This is a genomic window from Streptomyces sp. NPDC055962 (assembly GCF_042270185.1).
GTDB lineage: Bacteria > Actinomycetota > Actinomycetes > Streptomycetales > Streptomycetaceae > Streptomyces.
Genome location: NZ_JBHJYN010000004.1, coordinates 293,507 through 312,390 on the forward strand (window position 1 = coordinate 293,507; position 18,884 = coordinate 312,390).

13 protein-coding genes are annotated in these 18,884 nt (G+C 71.9%); 1 reads left to right on the plus strand and 12 read right to left on the minus strand.

What is annotated here, in order from left to right:
* Window positions 1–12: 12 nt before the first annotated feature.
* The 7 genes from ACFC51_RS14960 to ACFC51_RS14990 all read right to left on the minus strand — a co-directional run bounded on the left by ACFC51_RS14960 (window position 13) and on the right by ACFC51_RS14990 (window position 7,823).
* Window positions 13–213 (minus strand): 2-hydroxymuconate tautomerase, encoded by a 201-nt coding sequence (locus ACFC51_RS14960; protein ID WP_376378502.1) that lies wholly within the window; start codon window positions 211–213, stop codon window positions 13–15.
* Window positions 214–266: 53 nt separating this feature from the next.
* Window positions 267–2,567, minus strand: a complete 2,301-nt coding sequence (locus ACFC51_RS14965; protein ID WP_376528946.1) for an ATP-binding cassette domain-containing protein — start codon at window positions 2,565–2,567, stop codon at window positions 267–269.
* 62 nt (window positions 2,568–2,629) lie between these two features.
* Window positions 2,630–4,423, minus strand: a complete 1,794-nt coding sequence (locus ACFC51_RS14970) for a gamma-glutamyltransferase family protein (RefSeq protein ID WP_376528948.1) — start codon at window positions 4,421–4,423, stop codon at window positions 2,630–2,632.
* A 51-nt stretch (window positions 4,424–4,474) separates the two neighbouring features.
* Window positions 4,475–5,338: a PhzF family phenazine biosynthesis protein gene (locus ACFC51_RS14975; RefSeq protein WP_376378493.1), complete on the minus strand. Its 864-nt coding sequence runs from the start codon at window positions 5,336–5,338 to the stop codon at window positions 4,475–4,477.
* A complete protein-coding gene (locus ACFC51_RS14980; protein WP_376378490.1) occupies window positions 5,335–6,321 on the minus strand; it encodes an LLM class flavin-dependent oxidoreductase in 987 nt (328 codons plus the stop codon). The genes ACFC51_RS14975 and ACFC51_RS14980 overlap by 4 nt, the downstream gene beginning before the upstream one ends.
* A gap of 48 nt (window positions 6,322–6,369) precedes the next feature.
* Window positions 6,370–7,323 (minus strand): hypothetical protein, encoded by a 954-nt coding sequence (locus ACFC51_RS14985; protein WP_376378487.1) that lies wholly within the window; start codon window positions 7,321–7,323, stop codon window positions 6,370–6,372.
* On the minus strand, window positions 7,320–7,823 hold the full coding sequence (locus ACFC51_RS14990; protein WP_376378484.1) for a VOC family protein: 504 nt from the start codon (window positions 7,821–7,823) through the stop codon (window positions 7,320–7,322). Before ACFC51_RS14990 ends, ACFC51_RS14985 begins: the two co-directional genes overlap by 4 nt.
* A 262-nt stretch (window positions 7,824–8,085) precedes the next feature.
* Here ACFC51_RS14990 and ACFC51_RS14995 point away from each other — a divergent pair, with 262 nt between their 5' ends.
* Window positions 8,086–8,754 (plus strand): O-methyltransferase, encoded by a 669-nt coding sequence (locus tag ACFC51_RS14995; RefSeq protein ID WP_376528950.1) that lies wholly within the window; start codon window positions 8,086–8,088, stop codon window positions 8,752–8,754.
* A 73-nt stretch (window positions 8,755–8,827) separates the two neighbouring features.
* On the opposite strand, the gene ACFC51_RS15000 is transcribed toward ACFC51_RS14995, so the two are convergent.
* The 5 genes from ACFC51_RS15000 to ACFC51_RS15020 form a co-directional block, all read right to left on the minus strand.
* Complete coding sequence (locus ACFC51_RS15000; RefSeq protein WP_376378478.1) at window positions 8,828–10,405, minus strand: 4-hydroxyphenylacetate 3-hydroxylase family protein; 1,578 nt, start codon at window positions 10,403–10,405, stop codon at window positions 8,828–8,830.
* A gap of 5 nt (window positions 10,406–10,410) precedes the next feature.
* Entirely contained in the window at window positions 10,411–11,007 is a 597-nt protein-coding gene (locus ACFC51_RS15005; protein ID WP_376528952.1) for a flavin reductase family protein, read from the minus strand.
* On the minus strand, window positions 10,994–12,982 hold the full coding sequence (locus tag ACFC51_RS15010) for an anthranilate synthase family protein (protein WP_376378472.1): 1,989 nt from the start codon (window positions 12,980–12,982) through the stop codon (window positions 10,994–10,996). Before ACFC51_RS15010 ends, ACFC51_RS15005 begins: the two co-directional genes overlap by 14 nt.
* A complete protein-coding gene (locus ACFC51_RS15015; RefSeq protein ID WP_376528953.1) occupies window positions 12,979–14,196 on the minus strand; it encodes a 3-deoxy-7-phosphoheptulonate synthase in 1,218 nt (405 codons plus the stop codon). Before ACFC51_RS15015 ends, ACFC51_RS15010 begins: the two co-directional genes overlap by 4 nt.
* 81 nt (window positions 14,197–14,277) lie before the next feature.
* A complete protein-coding gene (locus ACFC51_RS15020; RefSeq protein WP_376528955.1) occupies window positions 14,278–18,882 on the minus strand; it encodes an amino acid adenylation domain-containing protein in 4,605 nt (1,534 codons plus the stop codon).
* Window positions 18,883–18,884: the final 2 nt, after the last annotated feature.

An 18,884-nucleotide genomic window follows, 5' to 3' on the forward strand; every position in this document is an offset into this window, starting at 1 on the left:
CGAGAGGGCTGGTCACGTGGAGTCCGAGCGCCGCTCGGCCACCGACCTGCCGCCCACGAACCAGTGGGCCGGTGACGCCTCCTCCACGATCACCCGTACGGCGTCGACCGGCGTGCCGAGCGTCTCGTGCACCGCGGCCGTGAGCGCCCGCCCGAGGGACGCCACCTCCTCGGGCGACCGTCCGTCCAGCAGAGTGACGTGGATGAGAGGCATCGCGAACTCCTTCCGGCGGGGACGTGCTGCGGGGGCCGGCCCTCGGCCGCACGTCAGGACGACGCGTTCTTCCGGTCGCGCAGGTCCGCGGCGAGACTGCTGCCCGTGTGCGAACCCTTCGCCCGGACCAGATCGGCGGGCGTGCCCTCGAAGACCACACGCCCCCCGTGGGCGCCGGCCTCCGGGCCGAGATCGACGACCCAGTCGGCATGCTTGACCACGTCGAGGTCGTGCTCGATCACGACCACGGTGTTGTCGCCGTCCACGAGCCGGTCGAAGAGTTCCAGGAGCCGGCCGATGTCGCTCATGTGCAGTCCGGTGGTCGGCTCGTCGAAGAGGTAGACGCTCCCCGTCTCCTTGAGACGGTGCGCGAGCTTGAGCCGTTGCCGCTCACCGCCTGAGAGGCTGGAAAGCGGCTGGCCCAGGGTCAGGTAGCCGAGCCCCACCTCGGTGAGGAGGGCCAGCTTCCGCAGGGCGGTGGCGTCGTCGAAGAAGCCCGCAGCCTCCTCGGCGGTCATCTCCAGGACGTCGACGACGGTTCTGCCGTCCACGGTGTGGCGCAGGGCCTCGTCGTTGAACCTCCGGCCGTCGCAGCGCTCGCACACGGTGGTCACCGGATCCATGAAGGCCAGGTCCGTCTCGATGACACCCTTGCCCTTGCACTCCGGACAGGCGCCCTCCGAGTTGAAGCTGAACAGGCCCGGTTTCTCGCCCGAGGCACGCGCGAACCGCCGCCGCAGGACGTCCATGACGTCCGTGTACGTCGCCGGGTTGGAGCGGGGGGAGATGCCGATCGACGACTGGTCGATGACGATGGCCCCGGGGTGCTGTGCGGTGAACACCCGGGAGACGAGCGTGCTCTTGCCGGATCCGGCCACACCGGTCACCGCGGTGAGCACCCCGGTGGGGATGTCGACCGTGACGTCGCGCAGGTTGTGCAGACCGGCGTCGCGCACGGTCAGGGCGCCGGTGGGGGTGCGGTACCGCTCCTTGAGCCCAGGGACGCGCCTCAGCTGCTCGCCGGTCACGGTGGCGGACCGGCGCAGGCCCGCCGGGGTGCCCACGAACGTCACCTCGCCGCCGTCGCGGCCGGCCCCGGGGCCCATGTCGACGACATGGTCGGCGATGGCGATGACGTCCCGGTCGTGCTCCACGACCAGCACGGTGTTCCCCCTGTCGCGCAGGGCGAGCAGGATCTCGTTCATGCGGCGCACGTCGCGTGGATGGAGGCCGACGCTGGGCTCGTCGAAGATGTAGGTGAGCCCCGTCAGGCTGCTGCTCAGATGACGCACCATCTTGAGACGCTGGGCCTCGCCGCCGGACAGCGAGGTGGTCTGCCGCCCGAGCGACAGGTAGCCGAGCCCGACGGAGCTGATGCGTTCCAGCGCGGCCCGTGCTCCCGCCACCACCGGTTTGACGGCCGGGGTGTCCACTCGGACGAGCCGCTCGATCAGCTCGGTGATCTCCATCGCGGCGAAGTCGGCGATGTTGTCCCCGTCGATGCGCGAGGCGAGAGCCGTCTCGTTGAGCCGGCCGCCGTGGCAGACGGCGCAGGGGCCCCGCGTCACCACCCGTTCGATCGCCTCGCGCTCCTTGCCCTTCGCGTGGTCCAGGCCGGGCTTGACGTACCTGCGGGTGAAACGCTCGACGATCCCCTCGTACTCGTTCTTGTACACGCCGTTGCGGCCGGCCCGGTCGACGGTGAACCCCTTGCCGTGCAGCAGCAGTTCGCGGTCCTCCGCGGAGAAGTCGCGTAACGGCAGGTCCGGGTCGAAGAGCCCGGACTCGCCGTAGAGCTGCCACTGGAAGGTGCCGACCGCGAACGAGGGGAAGCCGATGGCTCCCTCGTTGAGGCTCTTGCTCTCGTCGAGCAGCCGGTCGAGTTCCAGCCGGACCGTCGTGCCGAGCCCCTGACAGGCCTCGCACATGCCGCGCGGATCGTTGAAGGAGTACATGTGGGAGGGGCCCGCGCCGGGGCTGCCCGCGCGGGAGAAGAGCACCCGCAGCATCGGCAGGATCTCGGTCATCGTGCCGACCGTCGAGCGGGCGTTGCCGCCGACCTGCCGCTGGTCGATGACGATCGCCGTGGTCAGGTTCTCCATCACCTCGGCTTCCGGGCGCTCGTACTTGGGCATCCGGTTACGGACGAAGGCCGGCAGGGTCTCGTTGAGCTGCCGCTGGGACTCGACCGCGAGGGTGTCGAACACCACCGAGGACTTCCCCGACCCGGAGACCCCGGTGAAGACGGTCAGCTTTCTCTTCGGGATGCGCAGGTCGACGCCCTTGAGGTTGTTCTGCCGGGCCTCGCCCAGCACGATGAAGTCCTCGGGGTCGGTCTTCCGGTGAGCCGCCATGTCAGCCCCTTCCACAGCTGGACGGGTGGTTTCCCTGAGGAAACCATTTCACGTACTCCCTCCTACCCGGCGACGGCGTAGGCCTGCGCGCCGCGTGGGCTGGCCGCTCCGAGCACCAGGCCGCCGCCGGCCGGGCCGGTGGCGCAGACCTTGCCCAGGGAGTAGTCGGGTGCCAGCTCCACCTCGTGGCCCCGCCGCCGCAGGAGCTCCACCTCCCCGGCCGGCCAGCCGCTCTCCAGCACCACGGTCCCGGGGCGGAACCGGCGCGGGGCGAACGACGTGGGCACGTGGTCGGTGTGGAAGGCCCGCGCCTCCACGGCCGCCTGCGGTCCCATGCCGTGGTCCACGTGGTTGAGGAAGAAGCCCAGGGTCCACTGGTCCTGCTGGTCGCCGCCCGGTGTGCCGAAGGCCAGACACGGCTCCCCGTCCCGCAGGACCATGGTCGGGCTGAGCGTGGTGCGCGGGCGCTTACCCGGCGCCAGCGTGTTGGGGTGACCCGGCATCAGTGTCGCCATCTGCCCGCGGGTGCCGAGGGGGAAGCCCAGCCCCGGTACCACCGGAGAGCTCTTGAGCCAGCCGCCGCTGGGCGTCGCCGCCACCATGTTGCCCGCGGCGTCCGTGGCGGTGACGCAGCAGGTGTCGCCGGTGGAGGCGGTCAGCTTCATGATGGCCGGTATGCCCTGCTCCAGCTCACCCAGCCAGGCCGGGTCCGCCGGTGCGGCGCTCCCGTCGTGGAGCGGCGGGAGCAGCGGTTCGCGTCCGTCGGGCCTGCCGGGGCGCAGCTCCCCGGACGCCTCGGACCCGATGAGCGCCCGCCGCCCGTCCGTGTACGCGGGGTCCAGCAGGGCGCGCATCGGCACGTCGCCGTGCTCGGGGTCGCCGAACCACGCCTCGCGGTCGGCGAATGCGAGCTTGGCGGCCTCGACCACCGTGTGCACGTATGCGGCGCTCCCCGGCCGCATCGCCGCCAGGTCGAAGCCCTCCAGCAGCGCCAGTTGCTGGAGGAAGACCGGGCCCTGCGACCACGGGCCCGCCTTGTGCACGGTACGGCCCCGGTACTCCAGGCTCAGTGGCCGCTCCAGCCCCGGCCGCCACGCGGCCATGTCCGCCCCGGTCAACAGCCCGCCGTTGCGGCGCCCGGTGGAGTCGATCTCCTCGGCCTTGGCCAGATAGGTGTCGATCGCCTCCGCCACGAAGCCGGTGTAGAACACCTCCGTCGCCGCGTCGATCACGCCCTCGCGGTCGCGCCCTGTTGCCTTCGCCTCACTGATGATGCGCCGGAAGGTCCGGGCCAGCACGGGATTGGTGACCCGCTCCCCGGCCCGCGGGGCGGCACCCCGCCTCAGGTAGGTGCGGCCCGACTCCGTCCAGGTGTCGCGGAACAGGTCCGACAGCGCTCCGATCATCGCCGCCGCCTTGGGGAGCAGCGGGTAGCCTCGTTCCGCGTACCCCACGGCGGGCTCCAGGACGGCCTCCAGAGGCAGCGTGCCGTACTCCTTCAGCAGCCGGAGCCAGGCGCCGAAGGCCCCGGGGACGACGGCCGGCAGCAGGCCGGAAGCGGGGACCACGGACAGACCCCGCCCCGTGAAGGCGTCGACGGTCGCCGCCGCGGGCATCGGCCCCTGCCCGCAGACGACGTCGACCCGGCCGGACCCGGAGCGGTGGGCGAGGATGGGCACGTCACCGCCCGGCCCGTTGAGGTGCGGTTCCACCACCTGGATGACGAAGGCCGCGGCGGCCGCGGCGTCGAAGGCGTTGCCGCCCCGGTCGAGCATGGACATCCCGGCGGTGGACGCCAGCCAGTGGGTGGACGCCACGGCACCGCGGGTGCCGTGCAGTTCCGGTCGGAAGAGCACGTGAACAGGTCCCTTCTCCTCGTGCGGGTTCTCGGCGGGCGGACCCGGTGGTCAGGGCCTTCCCGGTGCGGCCAGCCGGCCGGACGCGGTGGCGGTGACCCGTCCGTGGACCGTGGCGGCGGTGGCCAGCCCCTCCCGCAGGTCCACGGCGCAGGTGAGGGTGGCCGGCCGGCCCAGCCCTTCGCCCTGGAGCACCCGGTAGGGGTGCCGGCCCTCCGCGCCGGGCAGCGCCTTCTCCCGGGCCAGCCAGGCGCCGAGTCCCAGGGCGGCGGAGGCGCAGGCCGGGTCCTCGGGCATGCCGTATCCGGGCGCGAACACCCGGACCCGGGCGGTCCGGTTCTCGTGGTCGTAGGCGACGAGCACGGCGTCGGGGCAGTCCTCCCAGACCGGGTCGGTCAGGTCGGCCGACGCCCCGGCCAGTGCCTCGTCGCCGACCGGCAGGAAGTGGAAGGCCGGTCCGAAGCCGGTCAGGTGGGGTGGCGCGGTGAGGTCGGACCCGGACAGGCCGCACGCCGCCAGGAGGGGGCCGGGGTCCCACTCGGGCCGCAGCAGGGGCGTACCCGCGACGGTCAGGGCGGAGCCGTCCGGCCCGGCCGTCACGGTGAGCTGCCGTCCGCCGCACTCCTGCACCGCCTCGCCGGGCGCCAGCCGCCCGGTCCGGACCAGCACACTGGCCGTACCCACGGCGCTGTGCCCCCCGAACGGCGACTCCCCGGCCGGGGTCATCACCCGGACGCGGTAGGCCGATCCCGGCAGCTCGGGCGGGAGGACGAACGCCGTCTCGGTCAGGGCGGTCTCCCGGGCGACGGCGAGCATGTCCGCCTCGGACAGCCCTTTCGCGTCGGGGACGACGGCGAGGGCGCAGCCGTCGAAGGGGACGTCGGTGAACATGTCGACGATCTCGTACCCGATCACCGTCCGCCTCCTGCCTCGTCGAGCCCGTGCCCCGTGGTGTCCTGAGAGCCGGCGTTCCGACCCGGGGTGTCCTGTCCCGCGACGGCGCCCGTGGTCCGCGGGCGGGGGAGGAGCACCTCCTCCGCGACGGCCTCCAGCACGCGCGGATCGCCCGCGTACGGGAAGGAGGGGCGCGGCCAGTGCACGACCAGGTCGGTGATGCCCAGTTCGCCGAACCGGCCCACCGCGTCCCGGTAGGACTCCACGGAGTCCAGCACCCCGCCGACCAGGGCGCCGGTGAGCAGGAGCCGGTTCAGCGTGGCCGGGTCGCGCCCGGTCGCGGCGCAGGCGGCGTCCAGGCCTTCCAGCTGTCGGGCGATGTCGGGCAGGGCCTTCTCGTAGGGCAGGGCGTCGAAGCGGCCCGGCGGGCCCGCGGTGACCCATGTCTCCGCCTGCAGGGCGGCCAGCCGCATGCCGCGCGGCCCGGTCGCGGCGACGGCGAACGGCACCCGCGGGCGCGTCAGGCATCCCGGGTTGACGGGTACGTCGCGGAAGTCGTAGTGGGTGCCCGTGTACGAGGAGACCCGGTCGGTGAGCAGCAGGTCCAGCGCCTCGACGAACTCGGCGAAACGGTCGGCGCGTTGCCGCGGGGTGCGTTCGGCCGGGTCCACCACCCGGTCGTCCAGGCCGCCCGCGCCGGCGCCCAGGCCGCAGACGAACCGGCCCCCGGCGATGTCCTCCAGGGACATCAGCTCCTTCGCCAGCGTCACCGGATGGCGGTAGGTGGGGGTGGCGACCATCGTGCCCAGCGTGATCCGCGAGGTGACGGCGGCAGCGGCCGCCAGGGTGGGCACACAGGCGAACCAGGGTTCGTCACGCAGCCAGCGCCACATCAACTGGTCGTAGGTCCACGCATGGTCGAAGCCGAGGCGCTCGGCCAGTACCCACCGGTCGCGCGCCTGCGACCAGCGTTGTTCGGGCAGGATCACCACTCCGTGACGCACTCGTCCTCACTCCGTTCCGTGTCGGGATTCCTCTGCGGCGACGGCCGGTCAGCGGGCCGTCGTGTGCAGCACCTTCGGCTTGAGCTGCCGGGCGGCGACGTCGATCCGGCTCAGGGCCAGGGGGAAGTCCCTCTCGTAGCGCCGCACCTCGGTGCTCCGCAGCTCGTGGGGGAAGGCCTCGTCCTCCTCAGCGGTGAGGCCCGGGTAGAGTCCGTTGGTCGCGACGTCGAGCGAGATCGCGCGCAGCCGGCTCCGTAACTGGTCGACCAGCTCCACCGTGCCGACCGGCGCCCGCAGGGTCAGGAAGTAGTGGTCGTAGAGCAGCGCCTGGGTCTCGGGGTGCGTCGGCGTGGCCTCCGCGGCGGACTCCTGGAGCAGGGACCGGCCGCCGGGCACCAGCTTGGCCGCCACCCCCGCGTGCACCGTGTGATAGGTCCGTACGGCGCGCTGGAGCCGCTCGCTCTCGGGTGTGCTCTCCCACTCCGGCTTCCTGCCCCTCAACAGCCCCCGTACGGGCACGAAGTCCGGGGCCCAGGTGCCGCTGAAGCTGCGGTGCTGGAGGTACATGCTGGGCCGGATGACCGTGCCGTAGACGTCGGACGGGCAGGAGCTGGTGTAGAGCAGCATCGAGGTGTAGGCGTCGGTGAGGTCCGTCATCGCGCGCAGGGACGGGGCGGGATCCGTCCGGGCGCGGGCCTGGTGCAGGGCGTGCGCGGTCAGCTGCCAGACCGCGAAGGTGGCCTGGTGACCCGTGATCCAGCGGAACCAGAAGAGCTGGTGGGAGAAGTCGGTGGTGGAGAGGGCCGCACCCGCCCGGGGGCAGAACGTGCTCCGGTCCACGAGGGACTCGTCGGCCGGCAGCACGTCGGGCATGCCGTACCCGGCCTCGGGCGTCGGCGGCTCGGGCAGCGTCAGCGGCTCCAGGCCGTACGGGAAGTCCCCGAAGTCCCAGCCGTCGGGCACGGGCAGTTCGGTCACGGTGCGGTGGACGCGCGTGTTCATCGGTCTCCTCCTGGCGGGACGTAGGCGAACTCGAACTCCAGCCCGTTGACGTCCAGCACGTAGCAGCTCTGCACGCCGTCCGCGTCGGTGACGATGTCGGTGGGCTGTTCCTCGCCGGCGAAGGTGTAGCGGCCGGAGTCGTACAGGTGGATCCAGCGGTCACGCCAGGCCCGCAGCTCCTCGGCCGAGCCGGTGGACAGGCAGATGTGCTGGAACTGGCGGGTGTTGCCGCCGGGCAGGACGTCGTCGTGCCCGGCGCGTTCGAAGAGGTGGAAGCGCAGGCCTGCCACCGCCAGCTCGGTCAGCCGGGTGATGCCGGGCAGACGGCTCAGCGTGAGGTCGGAGAACGTGTCCAGGGTCCAGTTCGGCCGGCAGCCGAAGAACTCCCGGTACCAGCCGAGGCAGTTGTCGAGATCGGCCGTCTGCACTCCTACGTGATGGAGCTCCGGTATGAGGTCGAGGTCCGTCGGGCGCTCGGCCGCGGTCGGGTTCGGGGGCAAGGTACTGCGCTCCTCTCGTTCCGGAACAGATCGATCATCATTGTTCTTTTCCTTATTCAGGCTAGCGATTTCCCGGAAATCAGGTCAAGTAACGGAAGGGGATTGCTCAAGTTTTCGCGTGGGTTGTCCAGATGTCACGGGCAACAATTTCGGGGCAGCCCAAAACAAAGGGACGAGAGCTTCATGAATATCGTCGCTTCCGACCGGAAAAAGTTCCTTGAACGCTTGCCTGGTGCCCCCCTTCCGGAGGAATACTGGTGTCATGACACAGAATCAGTGGAGCGCGGTGGACGACTACTTCGACGCGGTTCTCGGCGACGAGGACCCGGCACTGGCTGCCGCCGCCCAGGCACATGTCGCATTCGACCTTCCTGATATCGGGGTCTCCCGGTCCCAGGGGAAACTGCTGCACCTGCTGGCCCGTATCCAGGGGGCCGGTCGCATTCTCGAGATAGGCACCTTCGGCGGGTACAGCACCATCTGGCTCGCCCGGGCGCTTCCCCCGGGCGGGCGGCTGGTCACCGTCGAGTGGGAGCGGTCGTTCGCCGAGGCGGCCGCCGGACACATCGAAAGGGCCGGCGTCGCCGACGTCGTCGAGCAGCACGTGGGCAGGGCGCTCGACATCCTGCCCGCCCTCGCGAAGGACGGCGGGCCGCCGTTCGACCTCGTCTTCATCGACGCCAACAAGCCCGACACCCCGGAGTACTTCACCTGGGCGCTCGAACTCTCCCGCCCCGGCGGGGTGATCGTCGTCGACAACGTCGTGCTCGGCGGGGCCGTCGCCGGGACCGCCGACCAGGACGGAGGCGTCCGGGGGATGCGGCGGTTCCACGAGATGCTGGCCGCCGAGCCCCGGGTCAGCGCCACCTCGATCCAGACGGTGGGCAGCAAGGGGTACGACGGGTTCACCCTGGCGCTGATCCTGCCCTGACGCACCGCGGGGGCGGCGGCGGGCCGGACACCGGCCGCCGGCCGCCCCCGGACGTGGTCCGCCGCCCCGGTCCTCATGTCCGGTCGGGCCCGATCAGGTCGGGAGCGGTCCAGCCGTCGAGGTCGTACTCCGCCATGCACTCCTCCGCGAAGCCCCGGTAGCCGTCGATCTGGCCGGAGGCGGTCTGGGCCATCAGGAGCTCGATGCGCACGTTCTCGTGGTTGCCCGAGTAGTTGCGCTCGTACAGTTCGTGCCGCCCCGCGAACTCCGTTCCCACGGAATCCCAGATCAGTTTCATCAGCTTGACCCGCTCCACCGAGTCGTATCCGTTCGAACCCCGCATGTACCGGTCCAGGTGCGGGCGCAGCTCGGGGTTCTGGAAATCCTTCGCGTGCGAGTTCAGATAGATGAGACCGCTGCTGAGATCCTGCAGAATGATCTCGCGTACCCGCGGATATCCGATGGTCATGAACCAGCGGTACGCCATGCCGTAATCCAGGTTCGGCAGCAGCCCGTCGTCGTGCCATGCATGGGGATTGTGTGCCATCGCGTCACTGAGGCCCCAGAACATGTTGCGCCAGGCGAGGACCTCGCCGACCCGCGTCTGTATTCCCCGGAAATCCTTCGTCCCGGTCACGTCCAGTCCCTTGAGCAGCAGACCGGCCAGGAAATCGAGCTTGACCGCGAGCCGGGTGACGCCGTGGAACGTCAGCCGGTGCGTGAATCCGGACGTGTTCAGGAAGGTGCCGGCCTTCGCCGTGTCGCCGTAGATGAAGACGTTCTCCCAGGGGATCTTCACCTTGTCCAGGATGAAGACGGTGTCGTTCTCGTCCAGCCGGCTCGACAGCGGGTAGTCGAACGGACTGCCCATGCGGTTCGCGGCCAGCTCGTAGGACTGACGGCAGATCAGCTTCACGCCCGGCGCTGCCATGGGCAGCGTGGCCACCAGGGCGAACTCCTTCTTCTTCACCGGCAGTCCGTAGTGCGCCACGAAGTTGAAGTGGGTCAGGGCCGACCCCGTGGCCACCACCTTCGCCCCGCTGACCACGAGGCCGTCGTCGCACTCCTTCTCGACGTGCACGAACACGTCGTCGACCTCGTCCGACGGCCGGTGGCGGTCCACCGGCGGGTTGATCACCGCGTGGTTCCAGAAGAGCACCCGCTCCTGCGCCTCGGTGTACCAGCGCCGCGCGTTGTCCGCGAACTCCCCGTAGTACTCCGGGTTCGCGCCCAGCGTCACCAGGAAGCTGGCCTTGTAGTCCGGGCTCCGGCCCATCCAGCCGTAGGTCAGCCGGGCCCACCGGGCGATCGCGTCACGGTCCCCGACCATGTCCTCCACCGTGCGCGGCACGCGGAAGAACTTGTGCGTGAAGCCGTCGCTGCCGGTGTCGGTGGGCGTGGTCAGTGTGTCGTGGTGCTCGGGGTCGTGCAGGGCGTCGTACAGACGTGCCGTCATCCGCGCGGTGTTGCGGAACGCCGGGTGCTTCGTGACGTCGTCGACCCGTTCCCCGTACGCCCAGATCTCCCTGCCGTCGCGGATGCTCTCCAGGTACTCGTCACCGGTCATCGGCCGGGTCGCACGGCGCGGCGCCGCGTCCGTCCGGTCCCCGGAGTCCGCCGCCGTGCCGGTCACATCGTCCTTCTCCGTCATGTGCGTCAGTCCCTCGTCTCGTCGGTTTCGTCACGTGCGTGGAGGTGCTCCACCGGGTCCATGCCGTCCAGACACTGCGACCAGGCCTCGTCGCTCCCGTCCGGTGCCAGCTCGGGGAAGGCACCGCGATGGAACAGCAGCGGCCGTCCCGGACGGCTCTCGAACGCGTCGACGCGGCCCAGGTGCAGCGTGTGGTCGCCTCCGTCGTGCACCTGGAAGGGGCGGCAGACGAGGTGGGCCACCGTGCCGGCGAGCCGCGGATGCGGTCCGCTCTCGTCCACCCACGGGACCGGGCCCGGCATCGGGCGGCCCGCGAAGTGCATGGCGAGATCGCGTTGCGTCTCGTCGAGGATGTTGATGACGTACCCGCCGTCCTCCCGCAGCAGCGCACCCGCGCGACTGCGCCGGTCCAGGGCCACCAGCGCCAGGGGCGGGTCCAGCGACACCGAGGTGAACGCGTTGACCGTCGTGCCGTGGACGATGTCGCCCCGCCGGCAGGTGATCACGGTGACCCCGGTGGCGAACTGGCCCATACAACTGCGCAGCGCGCGCGGGTCGATCGGCCGGGGCGCGGTGCGCACGCCTCCGTCAGGCATGTTCATGGGTACCCCTGCTCTCGTGGACGGTCGCCCGGCGCGCCCTCGCCGGTGCCTGAGCACCGGTCAGCAGGCCGGCCAGGATGCCGGGGCCGTCCTCGGTCAGGAACGACTCCGCGTGGAACTGGATGGTGGACAGGGCCGGGCCGCGCAGGGCGATGACCTCGTCCCCGAGGCGCTGCACCTGGACGGCCGGGCCGGACGGGGGCCGCCGGACCCGGTCGCCGGGGGCGCGCGCCGAGAAGCTGTTGTAGAAGCCGGCCGTGCGCGTCCTGCCCCACAGCGGTATCCGCAGCCGCCTGCCCTGCGCCGGGTCGGGCAGCTCGGCGACGGGCAGTCCCAGGAGGGTGCACACGATCTGGTGCCCGAGACAGACGGCGGCGAGCGGCCGCTCCCCGGCGAGCCGCTCGGCGGCCACCGCCCGCAGGGCGCGCACGCGTGCGTTCGACGCGTCCCGCGGATCGCCGGGCCCCGGGCCGAGCAGGACGACGCCCCGGGCGCCGGAGGCGCCACCGGCCCCGGCGTCTTCCCCGGCGCGATGCCACGGCACCAGGCGCACCGCGCACCCGAGCGACCTCAACTGGTAGGCGAGCATCGAGGTGAAGCCGTCCTCGGCGTCGACGATCGTGACCGCCGTCCCCGCTACGTCCGGGGGACGGCTCCCCGCCCCGTCGAGCCAGAACGAGGACAGCCCGGCGTTGCGCGCGGCCAGCGCGCCGCGCACCGCCGGGTCGTCGGCCAGCCCGGCGGCGGGCACCGGGACGGGCGCGTCCGCCGTGCGCCGGCCGGACAGCGCGTCGAGCAGGCCGGACAGCTTGGCCGTGGTCTCCGCCGTCTCCTGGGCGGGCACCGATTCCCGCACCACCGTGGATCCCGCCGTCAGCCGCACCGTGCCGTCCGTACCGAGGTCCGCCGTGCGCAGCATGATGGCGGCGTCCAGCCGGCGCTGCCCGCCCTCGTGGCCCAGCAGGGCGATGACCCCGCTGTAGTAGCCGCGTCCCTGCGGTTCGTACCGCTCGATCACCCGGCAGGCGTTCTCCACCGGACTGCCCGTCACGGTCGGCGCGGGCATGGTCGTGCGCAGGATCTCGGCGAGCGGGCGCTCCGAGCGCCCCGAGAGGTAGTACTCCGTGTGTGCGAGCCGGGACATCCACTTCAGGGAGGGCCCGCCGACCCGCACGTCCCGGCCGCACAGGGACGTCATCATCTTGAGCTCCTCGTCCACCACCATGTAGAGCTCGTCGGTCTCCTTGGGGTCGCGCAGGAAGCGCAGGACCCCGGGCAGGTCCGCACCCGTCCGCGGGTAGCGGTAGGTCCCGCTGATCGGATTCATCTCGACCCGGTCACCACGGACGCGCACCTGCTGCTCCGGGGTGGATCCGATCAGGTACCGGTCGCCGGTGAACACGAGGAACGACCAGTACGCGCCGGTCTCGGCCGTCACCAGCCCGCGCAGCACCGCCAGCGCGGCGGCCCGGTCGACGTCGCGGATGCGGCCGTGCAGACTGCGGGCCAGCACGAAGTTGGAGCCCTCACCGCGGTGGATCTCGCGGTGGACGATGCTGTCCACCGCGGCCGCGTACGCGTCGTCACCGACGTCGAAGCGGGGGTCCTCGACCTGCGGCGCCCGGTCCGGCAGACGCTCCAGCAACTCGGCAAGCGGTAACCGTCGTTGCTCCCGGACCTCCATGGCGAGCAGTGGTTCGTGGTCGTCGGGGTGGGCGAAGCCGCGTTCGCGGATCTGCCGGTAGGGCGCCAGCACCAGGGTGCTCGCCTCGTCCGCTCCCGGGGCAGCCGGGCCGGGGCGGTCCAGCCCAAGGTCGTCGAGGTGGCCGGCGCGGCGGACCGGACCGCTGAGGATCTCGGCCGGCGCCTCATGTGCGGTCCCGGGCCGGTGCAGCACCGCGAACGGCCTCCCCGGCGGTGGCAGCAACGCCTCGGGGGCCCAGGCCGGCACGGCGGGCGCGGGAGCCGCGCTCACGCCGCCGCTCCCACGGGGAGACGCCAGTGAGCAGCGGCAGCCACCGCCTGGACGAGGCTGAGCCGGGGGTCGCACAGGCTCCGGTATCCGGGGCCCGGCTCGGGGGACCTGCCCGCACCGTCGCACTCGGAGATGTCGTCGGGGGACGCCTCCAGATGGAGCCCGGCGCACCGCCCGGAGTTCTCCGACACCACGTCGACGCACTGCCGGATCTCGGACATGATCGCGTCGAGCTTGCGCGTCTTGAGGCCGTCCGGAGTCTTCACGGTGTTCCCGTGCATGGGGTCGCACATCCACAGCACGGGGTGCCCGGCCTGCTTCACCGCCCGCACCAGCGGTGCCACCCGGGCGACCTGCCCCGCGCCGAACCGGGCGATGAGGGTGAGCCTGCCCGGGGTGCGCTGCGGGTCGAGCACCGCGCACACGGCCAGCACCTCGTCCGTCGTCGCCTCGGGACCGATCTTGCACGCCACCGGGTTGTCCAGCTCGGCCATCAGCCGCACGTGCGCGTCGTCCGCCCGGCGGGTGCGCTCGCCGATCCAGGGCCAGTGGGTGGAGGCCAGATAGCTGCCGCCCTCCCCGTGCCGCCGGACCTGGGGCAGTTCGTAGTCCAGCAGGAGCGCCTCGTGACTGGTCCACACCCGGTCCTCGGGCGGTGCGCCCTCGCCCCGCCCGAGCCCGTCGATGGCGGTGACGGCGCAGCGGGCGGCCTTCATCCCCGCGAGGATGCGGGACGGATCGGGGGTACGGGCCGTCAGATGCGGGTCCGGCGCGTTGACGACGGGGCCCCGAAACACCGGGAGCCGGTCCTCGTACACGGTCTCCCAGTCCTGCGACCGCGGCTTCGAGAACTGGCCGGCTATCCGTCCGACGCGCAGGACGGGCAGTCCGGAGCTCGTGCACATGATGTCCCCGAGCACGTCGAGCATCTCCACCTTGCGGGCGATGTCGCGCGGTTCGCACTCGGTGGTCAGCTCCACACAGTCGCCGGCCTGGAGCAGGCAGAACTCGCCTTCGGCGGCCCTGGCGAGCAGGTCGCCCAGGGCCCTGACGCTGTCGTACGAGACGAGGGGCGCCTCGCCGGCCAGACGTTCGTGCACCTGGGGGAGGAGGGAGCGGTCGGGCCACTGCGGCTGTTGACGGGCCGTCAGCCCGGCCACCATCGACGCGATCAAGGGATCGTGCTCGGCGCTCGGCAAGGGATTTCGGGACATGCTGTCGGCCTTCGCTCTGAGGCGGCCCGTGGGGTGGACGCCTGCGGATGTCTGGGACGGAAGAGCCGCTGAACGGCTGCCCTACGCGGTCTGCCGCGCGTGCTGCGGGCCGGCCAGCCGGCCCGTCGAGCCGAAGTAGCGGATCATGCGGGAGAGGGACCGGCGGTCGATGTCGGGGTAGTGCAGCCCCAGACGTCGCAGCAGCCGGGACGTCGTCTCGTTGGCGTACGTGTTCTCACCGAGCTCCAGCGCGCCTTCGCGGAACAGCGGGACGGCCGCGGCGAGGGCGTTGCCCCCGGGGCGGCGGGCCGACTCCTCCAGACGCGTCAGCCACTCGTCGGCCGGCACCGTGTCCAGCGGGTAGCCGCACGCGCGCACGGCGGCGTGCACCGGGGTGAAGTCGGAGCCGCGCGGGTGGAAGAGGTGGAACGTCGCGCCGTCGGCGGAGGGATCGGCGGAGAGCGCGACGACGGCCCGGCTCACGAAGTCCACCGGCAGCAGATCCGTCGTCAGTTCCTTGGCGGGCGGGGCCGAGCCGAGCTCGATGAAGCTCTTGATCTGGCGCCACAGGAAGTCGTCGGCCTGACAGGCACCGGTGACGCTGTCCCCGGAGACCCGGCCGATGCGGTAGACGGTCACGGGCAGCCCGCGTTCACGCGCCAGCCGCGCGATCCCCTCGGCGACCCACTTGCTCCGGGTGTAGCCGATGCCGAGTCCCTCGCTGGTATCGGGCACGGCCTCCTCGGTGATCGGCCCGTCTCCCCGGCCGGGCGCGAACACCGCGATGGTCGACATGTGGTGCACCGGCTTGAGCCGCCCCGTGGAGGCGAACTCCAGCACGGAGCGCATGCCGTCGACGTTGGTGGGCTTCACCGAGGCGTACGGGAGGACGAAGTTGATGTGCGCCGCCGCGTGGTAGACCACCTGGACCGAGGCGCTCAACTCCCCGTGGTCCGCGTCGGACAGTCCCATGCGCGCGCGGGCGAGGTCCCCGGGTACGGCGCGCACCCGCTCCCAGGCGATGTCGTCCGCGATGCGGTACTCGGCGGCTGTCGTACGCAGCCGTTCCAGGGCGGCCCGCGCATCGGCCGCACGCACCAGGCAGGTGACCGTGCGGCCGGGGGCGGCCGCCAGGTCCCGCAGGAGGAAACTGCCGAGGAAGCCGGTCGCGCCGGTCAGCAGGAACTCCGTGGCGTCGGCCGGCGGGACCGTGTCGCGGCCGTCGGCCCGTACGGTGTCGGGCAGCGTCACATCGCCGCTCAGGTCGGCCGCGGGAGCCGGGAACGCCGTGGTGTCACCGGCGCGCCGTTCCTCGACGCGCGCGGCCATGCCGGCGACCGTGGGGTTGTCGAACAGGGTCCGCAGCGGAATGTCGATGTCGTACAACCGCCTCAGACGGTAGACCAGTTCGGTGGCGATGATGCTGTTGCCGCCCAGCGTGAAGAAGTCGTCGTCCCGCCCCGGGAGACCGCCGCCCAGCACGTCCGACCACTCGTCGGCGATCTCGCGCTCGGTTCCCGCCCTCGGCTGCTCCACCGCCCCGGCGCGGGCGTCCGCGCGGTCGCGCAGTTCGCCGGCGAGCCTGGCGGCCAGTTGGCCCCGGTCGATCTTTCCGCTCGGGGAGGTGGGGAGCCGGTCCATGCGGACGATGTGCGCGGGCACCATGTACTCCGGGAGCCGCGCGGCCAGAGCGGCCCGCAGCCGCACGTCGTCCTCGGCACCGTCCTCCGTGACCGCGGCGGCCAGCCGCCGGTCACCCGCTCCGAACCCGACCGCCACCACCGCCGAGCTCTTCACCCCGTCGAGTGCGTCGAGGGCGGCCTCGACCTCGGTGGGTTCGATGCGGTACCCGCGGATCTTGATCTGGTCGTCGGCGCGGCCCAGGTACTCCAGGTCGCCGCGGGCGTTCCACCGTACGAGGTCACCCGTGCGGTAGAGGAGGTCGTCCGCCCCGCCGTACGGATCGGCGACGAAGCGCAGCGCCGTCTCCTCGGGCCTGGCGTGGTAACCGGGCGAGAGGTGCGGGCCGCCGATGTACAGCTCGCCCGTGACCCCGGGAGGCAGGAGTTCCCCGTCGGGGCCGAGGACGCGCAGCCGCATCCCCTCGACGGGACGGCCGATGGCCGGGGCCTCGGGCCACCCGGCGGGGTCGCCTGACAGTTCGTGCCAGGTCGCCAGATGCGTCTCGGACGGGCCGTACATGTTCAGCAGCCGCGCCCGGGGGTGCCGGGAGAAGAACTCACGGATCTGCGGGGAGACGACGAGCGCCTCGCCCACGGACGTGACCTCGCGCAGCGCCTCGCACCGCAGGCCCTCCGCGACCGCTATCGCGGCGAACCGCTGGAGCGCGATGTAGGGCAGGTACAGGCGCGTGACCTCGTGCTCGGCCACGAACGCGGCCAGCCGGTGCAGGTCCTTCCGGAGCTCTCCAGGGATCAGGGCGAGCGTCCCGCCCACGCACAGCGTCCCCAGGATCTCCATCACGGAGACGTCGAAGGAGAGCGTCATGTACTGCAACGTGACGCCCTCGGCCCCGCACGGGGAGACGCGGTGCTGGGCGCCGATCAGATTGCCCACCGTGCGGTCCCGGATGACGACCCCCTTCGGGGCGCCGGTCGACCCGGAGGTGTGGACCATGTAGATCTCGTCGTCGGGTGTCCTCGTCCGGCCCGGTGTCGCGGGATCGGCGGCGGCCGTACGGTCCGCTTCCCGGTCGATCTCGAACAGCCGGGTACCGGGTGGGAGTTCCGCGCCGACCGTGCTGTCGGTGAGCACGAGGAAGACGCCGGAGTCGCCGAGGACGTACGCCACCCGCTCCGGCGGGTAGGACGGGTCCACCGGGACGTAGGAGGCCCCCGACTTCACGACACCGAGCAGCCCGACGACCATGTCGACCGAGCGCGGCAGGCTGATGCCGACGCGGCGGCCCGGCCCCGCCCCCTCCTCGATCAGGACGCGGGCGAGCCGGTTGGCCCGTTCGTCCAGCTCCCGGTACGTCCACGAGCGTCCGCCGTCCGTCACCGCGACGGCATCCGGCGTGGCCGACACCTGCCGCTCGAACAGCTCGCCCACCGGCACGGGGCGCGCGCCCGGGTCCACCATGTCGTCGCGGGCCAGCAGGTCCCGCTCCTCCTCGTCGGACATCAGGCCGAGATCGCGGACGAGGGCGTCGGGCCCGGCGGCCGCGATCCGGCCCGCCAGCCGGCCCAGACGCTCGGCCATCAGCCTCGCCGTGGACGCGTCGAAGAGGTGCGCGTCGTACTCGAGCGTGCCGTGCAGCCCGTCCTCCTCCCGTGCGAACACCACGGACAGGTCGTACTTCGCGCCGTGCGCCATGTCGCGCCGGATCGGCAGCGGGGTGCCGTCGTGGGCGCACTGCGCGGAACCCGGGTCGGTCAGCACGAGCATCGTCTGGACGACGGGGGTGTGGCCGCTGTTGCGCTCGGGCCTCAGACGCTCGACGACCTTGTCGAAGGGAGCCCACTTCAGCCGCAGTGCGTCGGTGACCTCCTCGCGCGCCTGCGCCAGGACCTCGCGCACACTCATCGCGCCCGAGACGTCCTGGCGCAGTACGACCATGTTGACGAAATACCCGATGAGATCACGGGTCTGCGGGTCGTCGCGCAGCGAGACCGGGGAGCCGACGAGCACGCGCTCCTGACGCGTCAGCTTGCTGAGGAACACGCCGTACACGGCGAGCAGGGCCATGAACAGCGTCACGCCCTCGCGTTCCGCCAGCCGCTCCAGCCGCTCCGTCACCTCGGCCGGAACCCGCAGGGGCACGGTGGCCCCCCGGTGTTCCTGTGCCGCGGGCCGCGGACGGTCCGCCGGGAGGTCGAGCACGGGCAGTTCCCCTGCCAGCCGGTCTTCCCACTCGTCGAGGAGCTCCTCGGTCCGGCACGGCGTCAGGTGCTCCCTGTGCCCGTGTGCGAAGTCCGCGTAGTCCGGGCGGCCGGGTACGGCCTCCACGGGCAGACCCCGCCCGATGCGGTCGTAGGCGTCGAGGAGTTCGCGCAGGAAGACTCCGGCCGAGGCGGCGTCGGACGCGATGTGGTGGATGTTGCAGACGATCGTGCTCTCCTCGCCCGGCCCGAGCGCGCAGGCCACCGAGGTCACCGGCCCGTGCTCCAGGTCGAAGCGGACGTTCGCCACCTGCTGGGCGACGGCGTCCAGTTCCTTCTCGTCGCCGTAGTGCTCGACGCGGTAGTGGAAGGCCGTGTCGTCGTCCGAGACGACCTGGAGGAGCCGGGCGTCGCGCAACGCGTAGGTGGTGCGCAGCACTTCCTGCCGGCGCAGTACCCCGGCGACGGAGCGGCGCAGCTGTTCCCCGTCGAGCCGGAACGGCAGCCGGACCAGGAACGGCCCGTTGTACGCCTCCGGCGTGGGGAGGTACTGGTCGATGAGCCAGATGCCGCTCTGGCCGAACGAGGCCTCCGTCGTGGCGCCGTCCCGCGGCGCGGAGCCGGCTACGACCTCGTGCCCGCGGTGACGGGGACGTCCTCGTGCGGTGCGCTCGGCCAACGCCGCCGCGGTGTCCTCGCCGCGGAGTCCACCGGCCGGCAGATCCACGGCGAACACGGTCCGCAGGACCGCGCCCAGTTCGTCCAGCCTGCCGGGATCGTCGCAGTGGTCCGAGAATTCCTGATCCGGCCCGAGGCCGGGCGCCCGGAGCGTTCTCCGCGCCAATT